This window comes from Aliterella sp. E5.1, from assembly GCF_057473825.1.
Genome location: NZ_JBYCCV010000143.1, coordinates 1 through 7253 on the forward strand (window position 1 = coordinate 1; position 7253 = coordinate 7253).

Sequence of the window (7253 nt, forward strand, 5' to 3'; positions counted from 1 at the left end):
TACCACCTGTGTGATTCCTTTTTTCTTGTCAAACTCCTGTTTGAACTTGTAACTCACGGTCGAACCTTTAACTTCCCAAAGTTATTTGAGTATGCTGTCTTTCCACAACCCACCTAGGATTGCTATAGATGAGCTAACGGGAAAGCAAGTAACTCGCACTCACCGCTTAACCGATACAGAATTGGGACTAGAGGGTGTAGCGGCTTTCAATAGGGCAGAAAGAGCGATCGCCTCCGCCGACTGGAGCAAGTTACCAATCTCACCAATTGACTACATTAAGCAGAAAATTGAAGACGCGGGGCATTCTATTGGTGAAATAACTGGGCGCAGCCATATTCTCAAGTACGGCTCGGCTCAAGACCTGGCATCGGGGGTAGTCACTTACCAAACTAGAGAGCGCGGCACGGCTCAAAAAAAGCAGGTGATGGACGACTTTCAAAACGGTAGAGTGGACGCGGTGATTACCAACTCTACTACTGGCTACTCCCTCCACGCCTCCCGGACTGTAGCTGACCAGAGACAGCGAGTAATGTACATTGTTCAACCCCATCTGGACGTTAACCAAGTGGAGCAATCCATCGGTCGCAGCCACCGGAGCGGACAAGTTAACCCAGCAATTCATCCTCCTGACAAGCTAGATGAAAAAGGACAACCGATGTGGGGGCAGTACCCTGGCACTTTTGGCTTGCCAGTATTTAAGCTAGTAGTAGGGCAAGATTTGCCTACGGAAGAAAGAGCGGTGGCGATCTTGATGAAGAAGATGAGCCATCTTAAAGCTAACACTACGGGTAATAGCTCCTCCAGCTTCGGTTTAGCGGAAATGCCCGACTTCATCAACGACTACGGCAATGAAGTGGCACAGAACTTGATGGAGCAAAACCCAGAGCTTCATGAGGATTTAGATTTTCCCCTAAGTGGCGTTGATGGATTTAAAGACCCTAAAGCAATCCAAAAAGTTACGGGACGGGCAGTAATGCTCACCAGTAATGCTCCCCCAACAGAGGAGCAACCCTATCCGTCCTTGGCAAGACAAGCATGGCTTTATGAGACTTTAACCTCTGACTATAAGGAGTTACTAACCCAGAAAATTGCCCTAGGTGAGAACGAATTAGAGGCACAGAAGCTAGATTTGCAAGCGGAGCCAGTATCGCGGCTAGTCCTTAATCCTGGGAATCCCAATGTTGATAGTCCTTTTACTAAACCCGCTTACCTAGTCGAAGTTCAAGCAAAGACGGGCGCGAAACCTAATACGACGGAGCAAGTTATTAATGCCGTGCGTCGGGAATTGGGGTTTGAGTCAGTTAATAACCAGAGCGACCGCACCTTATTCGATGTTCGAGAAAAAGGCAAAGAAGTAACAACTCAATTGGTAGAACAATTAAGTGGAAGCGTAGGAGAATTTTTAGCTCGGCAAAAGGCTTTGAGCGAGGCGGGAATAGCTCTAGCAAGTGAGAAAGTAGAGAAATTTCAACAGAGGCTCAGTGCAGGATTAGAGGAACAAAGTAGTTTACAGCAAAGCCTTGATACTGCGGTGTCTTCAAAAGACGTAGAATTATCTGCTAAACTCAACACCCAGTTAGAGCAGCTTGCACCAAAGATTGACAAGTTACAGACTCAAACTAATAAAGCCAAACTTGATGTAAATAGTAAGAGTTTTCAGCAGGATAAAGAGCAGCGAAGTATCAAGGAATCGTTAGCTGAGACTAGCGCCTTGCTTCAACAGTTTCCCGTTGGGCAACCAGTACGCCTGATGGACAACAAAACTAAAAACTACCTGTACGGCGTAGTGACGGCGGTAGAGCAGAAAAATAAGGCAAACAACCCTGCTGCCCCTATTAATTGGAAAGTAAAGCTATTAGTTGTTGATGGGGTGCGTTCGTTATCTATCGGGTTAAAGAATTTATCGAAGGGCGGCAGTCAAACTCTTGAACCAGTAGAAACGGCGGCTAGTTTTGTGAACCTCAAGCAAGAAGTTTCGATTTATGACCTGTTTGACCAACGACAAAGCGAAGCTAAAGAAAAACGTTATCTAGTGAGTGGACAAGTCATGGCTACGGAGCTAACGGGGAAATTTGCCCAAGTTAGCGATAATCAGGGGCAAGTTCACCCAGTTTATTTGCTGCGTCGCGGCTTTGACCCAGCTATAGACATGAACATCAAGCCTGTCATGCTCAAGGAGGTAAAGCAAATCAAGCAGTTTTTTGACAAGACGCAAAAAGTGGGGCTTGTTAAAACTGAAGACGAAAATCTAACTGTTATTGCTGACATTAAACCAAGTAATATTGGTGGAATTATTATCAAAACTCCTAAAGCCACTGCTGAGGGCGGGATATATTTCAAGAATGAAGGATTATTGCAACTGACCGGGGACTTCACCAGTAAAACCGAGTCGGTAAGGGAAGGAAATAAGACTAAATCCCAGGGGATTATGACTGTCACCGTCGGTGCAGATAAAACTGATGAGGTCTTAGCTTACCTAGAGTCTAAATGGGGTTTGGGGGCTGCCAACTATAAAGATGTAGCGCGAGAAATGCTAGGGCAGGTATTACCATCCTGGGAGCCGTGCAATGAGATTAATCCTGATGCCCTGCGGATACCTGTTACTCGCGTTGCTCAAAACGCAAATGGTGTTGCTCCACAGCCAGTTTTTGAGATTACGTCCCAGTCCAACGCCGAAGGTTTTACTGAAGAACCGAAGATAGCAAGCGATCGCTTCTTACCACATTTAGGTACGACAACCCCCACAGAGACTAGGTTTACAGCCCCGAAAGTGACAATTCCTGTGGTTGAAGGCGATTTTACTGTAGATAGTTCAAGGGTGGTAACTCCCCCTGTGCCTACGCTGTCAGCGTCAACTCCCCTGGCTTGTACGCCTGAAGTTATAAACAGTGTTTCGCCAGATAAACAAATACTTGAGCCAAAAAACCAACAGGGCGCGGCGGAGAAAAATATTGCTAAATTACTACACCAGGCGGGATTAGCCGTAGAGGTTCTTCAAGGTGATAGCTTTCATCTCAAGGTTGAAAATGCTCCTTACACCCCTCTATCAATTGAACGACATGGAAAAGAACTGTACTTAACTCATTACCTTACTGATAATTATGGGGATTTGTTTCTGGATGCGGAAATGGTTTTTAATGTTTCTGCCCAAGGACAATTAACTCTGACACAAACGGCTAGTCAGAATCCTTTAACGGGTGGGGAGTATCGCACTAATGCCGATCGCTCTTTTGGTCAAATATTCTCTCGTAACCTGATAGAGCAAGGGTTTGACAAAGCTGCACTATCAGCGAGTCAAACGAAACAACAGTCAGCATCGGTACAGGAACCAGCTTCAGTAGAGGTTGAGAATCTAAATCAACCAGCACCAGGTCAAGAACAAAGCCCAATACAGATAGAAAATCTACAGCATATAGAAGCTGACCAACAGTTAGAACAAGTACCTGCCGTTACTACAAAATCTAACGAGCAGCCCTTGGAGCAAGCACCCACCGTCGCAACTGTGGTTAGTCATCCGTCAGTACAAAAAGCTGTAGAGTCATCGTTGCCACCTCCACAGGCAGTAACTGAAGAATCAGCTAAACCTAAATCATCCTTGAAGTCTTCTCCCAACTCTCAAGTTCAAATTGAAGCACCTCAAGGAGTCCAGTTAAGCTTGTTTGATATTGGATTAAACCCAACTCCTGCCACCGAACTTAAGCCTGTACCTCAAAGTACAGCCAAAGTAGAAAAAGAGCCGACTTTGACTGCAAGCCAAGTAAAAGAATCTGTACAAAGTGTTAATGAGACTGTTGCAAATACTACACAGGTGGAAGCGCCACCAATAAACAAAGAATCTTCTAGCGAAAGGTTTACTTCTCCCGTGCCTTCTAGAGAGCCTGCGACAAGTGCGACAGAGACAGTAGACCCCATGCAGCTTTTTCAGCAAGTAGTAGAGCGCGTTGATAAGCGGACTGACGAAATGCTTGCTACCCTCAAATCTTCTAGCCCATCGCTAAATATGCTGCGGGATTGGTATAGAGCCGCAAGAGAATTAGGCAAATCCCAAAAACATCTTGACCGAATTTCTCAAACTGGAAATAATTTCAAACAGGGAGAACCATTAACAGACAGAGCTATTGAAGTCATGACAGCAGATTTCCAGGCGCACTACAAGCAATTAATGGTAGTTGAGCAATTAGGCAATTTGACGGACAAAGATTTGCTCGCTCTTAGCCAAAATATCACCAACTACTTAAACTCTCCTCCACCTAGCCCTCCAGCCCAAGCTGACCGACAAAAAGTTAACTCTGAGATTAAGCAGATTACAGACCATATCAACGCTTTAGGAAGACAACAATCAGAACAGTTAGCCACCGTTGAAGCGATGCAAAAAAGTCCCTTTCGTAGTTGGAATGGCAAGTACGATTTAGCTGTTGCCCAGGTGGAGCAGACGGCAAATAAATTAGATAATGCGATCGCACATTTACAGCAAAGAGAAAATCAATTAGGTCAATGGAATAAACTTGAAAGGGCTTATCAACTATGGGATAAATCACCTCAAACAGTTGAGATGCGGAATCTTGCCAAGGGCTTACAGTCGCCTCAGTTGCAAGAGCGTCTAAGTAGCATTCCCAAGGCAGAACGGCAAGACTTCGCTCGTAGCCAGATTTCCAGCGCTCGACAGGCTGGGTTATCCTAATTGGTTGCTAATTCAGTCACTGTACACCCTATTTCCCAGTTTAATTAAGCATATAACGCACCAAGTAAATCATCTTTTAGATATTACAGGTTTAAGCAGGTTTCGTGTTCCATTGCTTGTCGCTACCCTAAACCACCTCGAAGAACGCCTCAGATCGATGGCATGATTGAGGGCAATCAGATTTTGCTTAAGATAAATTTACCTTATTGGCAACCCCTTTATAGTACAATTGAACTACTAATGGGTTCTGAATCGTTCCATCATTTCAGAAGACGCATTTCCTAATCGCAATCAATCCCAGGAGAACACCATGAAATTGAATCCTTATTTGATGTTTAACGGACAATGTGAAGCAGCGTTTAAGTTCTACGAACAGTGCTTAGGTGGCAACATTGCAGCGATGATGACTTACGCAGAGACACCCAAGGAGTCGCCAATGGCAGACCAGGTATCACCAAAATTGCACGACAAAATCATGCACGTTCATTTGACTGTAGGCGATTGGGATTTGATGGGTTCTGACAGCCCATCTGAACACTACGAACAACCAAAAGGCTTTTCCGTATCGTTGAACGTTGACAATTTAGCAGAAGCAGAGCGGCTCTTTCATACCTTGGCAGAAAACGGGAAAGTCCAGATGCCACTCCAGCAAACCTTCTGGGCTAATGGGTTCGGGATGTTAGTCGATCAATTTGGCACACCCTGGATGATTAACTGCGGATAATCTGCCTGACCACTCTATGGTGCAGTGGAGAAAAAATTTCAAGATTGAGGCTCGTGACAATTTAGCTCCAGTTTAGTAATTGCAAAACAGAGGAGATAACACAATGGCAACAACTAATACACAACAAGAACAAGCAATGCAAGCGGAACCCCAAAAGGAACACCAGTGGCTACAAAAACTTGTTGGTGAATGGACTTGTGAAACCGAGGCGAATATGGGAGCGGATCGACCTCCCGAACAGGTAACGGGAACCGAGAGCGTGCGATCGCTCGGCGGTCTTTGGATTGTGGCGGAGGGGCAAGGCGAGATGCCTGGTGGCGGTGAAGGAACAACTATGATGACAATCGGCTACGACCCTCAGAAACAGAGGTATATAGGCTCCTGGGTAGGGTCGATGATGTCTTATCTCTGGCTGTACGATGGCGAACTAGACGCAGCTAAAAACGTATTGACGCTCAACTCAGAGGGTCCCTCAATGACTGGTGAAGGGAAGATAGGAAAGTATAGAGATATCATTGAGTTCAAGAGCGACGATCGGCGGGTGATGACCTCCCATTTCCTGAGTGATGACGGACAATGGCATCAATTTATGACTGTGAACTATCAGCGCAAGAAATAGCAGAATGCTAAAAGACTCGTGAAAGCGAGTTCTTTAGTCTCCGTTCTACCTATGGGGTGTTTACAGCAATTGGCAAGGTAAAGCTAATTGCTGTAAGCGATCGCTTTTTTACAGATATAGAAAAGCAGATGCCAATAATTGCATTCCGACATTTGGTAGAGCAAACTGAATCAGAATAATCAATAACCCGCGCTCTAATTCGCTTATTGCAGAAGCTGCACTTGAGCGGGAAACTTCTCTGCCAGTTTACGGTCGAACGTCAGGACTTGAACCTGCTCCCTAATTGCGGCTGCTATAAATAGCGCATCGTAAAATGGATGGCTTGCCCGGACTGCTAACTCTAAAGCAACCTCTCGAATATAAGCGCTAGGGATCACCTTATCTATCAAAGCCTCTGCATCTTTTAGCACCTCTAGCCCCGTTTCAATCGGTAATTGCCGAAACTGAATCCACTGCCATACTACGTTGCCTAATTCGGCAAATAACGAATCTGGCACTATTATTTGCTCTGCTGTTTCTAAAGCTGTTATTGCCTGATTGTACTGACATTCTACCCTTAATAGCGCGTAGGCAAATACCATCGTATCAATCACCATTAAGGTCGCCCTTGCTCTTTCCACTCTTGCAGTTGGCTGGCAGATTGAAGTGGTAAAGTTTCCCAACGCTGGCGAATACGTTCAATCGCTGCGCTGCGTTGTACATAACGGCTTTGTAGCAAATCGCGGACTTCCTGTTCCATTGAAATTCCCTTATGTTCTGCAAGCCGTTTGATGCGCTCGACCAATTCCTCCGGCACATTCCGAATCGTAATTGTTGCCATTTTGCTTCTTAGTCTCGAAAGATATACTTATAATTATGCTGGCAAATTGCTGTCATTGCTACCTTCTATTCTCCTGGGTAGACCACGCCTTTGAAGGTGACGAGTCTCAATTTTGTCGGCATTATCATGAAGATAATCTGCTAGTTCTTCGATAGGAATTTGCACATCTTTACCGCCCTTAATATAGACTGTAGCCATTGGTGTGTCTGGTCTATCCATTTTTTCCTAGGCGCTACTAAAGTTGATTTCAGCGTTGATTTTAATTCTAACCTTGCCTTTTATGGTTGTGTTGCAAAAAATGGTAGGCTAAAATAATGCTGCTAGAGAAAATAATTCTGCCTGCCTCTAATGAATCCTAAAGCTCCATTCAAATGGCGGCATTACCAGTCCGAAATTATCTTGCAGTGTG

The 7253-nt window shown here is 45.0% G+C and carries 7 protein-coding genes and 1 pseudogene; 5 read left to right on the forward strand and 3 right to left on the reverse strand.

All coding sequences use genetic code 11. From position 1 onward, the window contains the following. The 5 genes and pseudogenes from AC2VE5_RS23220 to AC2VE5_RS23240 form a co-directional block, all read left to right on the forward strand. A pseudogene (locus AC2VE5_RS23220) lies at window positions 1-117 on the forward strand (IS630 family transposase); the annotation flags it as partial. Then, window positions 92-4681: a DUF6908 domain-containing protein gene (locus AC2VE5_RS23225; RefSeq protein WP_486890038.1), complete on the forward strand. Its 4590-nt coding sequence runs from the start codon at window positions 92-94 to the stop codon at window positions 4679-4681. The pseudogene AC2VE5_RS23220 and the gene AC2VE5_RS23225, both read left to right, overlap by 26 nt. 310 nt (window positions 4682-4991) lie before the next feature. Continuing rightward, window positions 4992-5405 (forward strand): VOC family protein, encoded by a 414-nt coding sequence (locus AC2VE5_RS23230; RefSeq protein ID WP_486890032.1) that lies wholly within the window; start codon window positions 4992-4994, stop codon window positions 5403-5405. 103 nt (window positions 5406-5508) lie between these two features. After that, complete coding sequence (locus AC2VE5_RS23235; RefSeq protein WP_486890033.1) at window positions 5509-6024, forward strand: DUF1579 domain-containing protein; 516 nt, start codon at window positions 5509-5511, stop codon at window positions 6022-6024. A 56-nt stretch (window positions 6025-6080) separates the two neighbouring features. Next, window positions 6081-6203: a hypothetical protein gene (locus AC2VE5_RS23240; protein WP_486890034.1), complete on the forward strand. Its 123-nt coding sequence runs from the start codon at window positions 6081-6083 to the stop codon at window positions 6201-6203. A gap of 24 nt (window positions 6204-6227) precedes the next feature. Here AC2VE5_RS23240 and AC2VE5_RS23245 read toward each other — a convergent pair whose 3' ends face one another. Genes AC2VE5_RS23245 through AC2VE5_RS23255 form a run of 3 tightly spaced genes read right to left on the reverse strand, consistent with a single transcriptional unit; the run spans window position 6228 to window position 7063 of the window. Continuing rightward, entirely contained in the window at window positions 6228-6620 is a 393-nt protein-coding gene (locus tag AC2VE5_RS23245) for a type II toxin-antitoxin system VapC family toxin (protein ID WP_486890035.1), read from the reverse strand. Further along, window positions 6620-6844: a FitA-like ribbon-helix-helix domain-containing protein gene (locus AC2VE5_RS23250; RefSeq protein WP_486890036.1), complete on the reverse strand. Its 225-nt coding sequence runs from the start codon at window positions 6842-6844 to the stop codon at window positions 6620-6622. The genes AC2VE5_RS23245 and AC2VE5_RS23250 overlap by 1 nt, the downstream gene beginning before the upstream one ends. A gap of 33 nt (window positions 6845-6877) precedes the next feature. Continuing rightward, a complete protein-coding gene (locus AC2VE5_RS23255) occupies window positions 6878-7063 on the reverse strand; it encodes a hypothetical protein (RefSeq protein ID WP_486890037.1) in 186 nt (61 codons plus the stop codon). Window positions 7064-7253 lie beyond the last annotated feature (190 nt).

Bases quoted from the DNA above. Each gene is read 5' to 3' on its own strand.
- AC2VE5_RS23225 (WP_486890038.1), top strand. From the start codon at position 92: ATGCTGTCTTTCCACAACCCACCTAGGATTGCTATAGATGAGCTAACG.
- AC2VE5_RS23230 (WP_486890032.1), top strand. From the start codon at position 4,992: ATGAAATTGAATCCTTATTTGATGTTTAACGGACAATGTGAAGCAGCG.
- AC2VE5_RS23235 (WP_486890033.1), top strand. From the start codon at position 5,509: ATGGCAACAACTAATACACAACAAGAACAAGCAATGCAAGCGGAACCC.
- AC2VE5_RS23245 (WP_486890035.1), bottom strand. From the start codon at position 6,620: ATGGTGATTGATACGATGGTATTTGCCTACGCGCTATTAAGGGTAGAA.
- AC2VE5_RS23250 (WP_486890036.1), bottom strand. From the start codon at position 6,844: ATGGCAACAATTACGATTCGGAATGTGCCGGAGGAATTGGTCGAGCGC.
- AC2VE5_RS23255 (WP_486890037.1), bottom strand. From the start codon at position 7,063: ATGGATAGACCAGACACACCAATGGCTACAGTCTATATTAAGGGCGGT.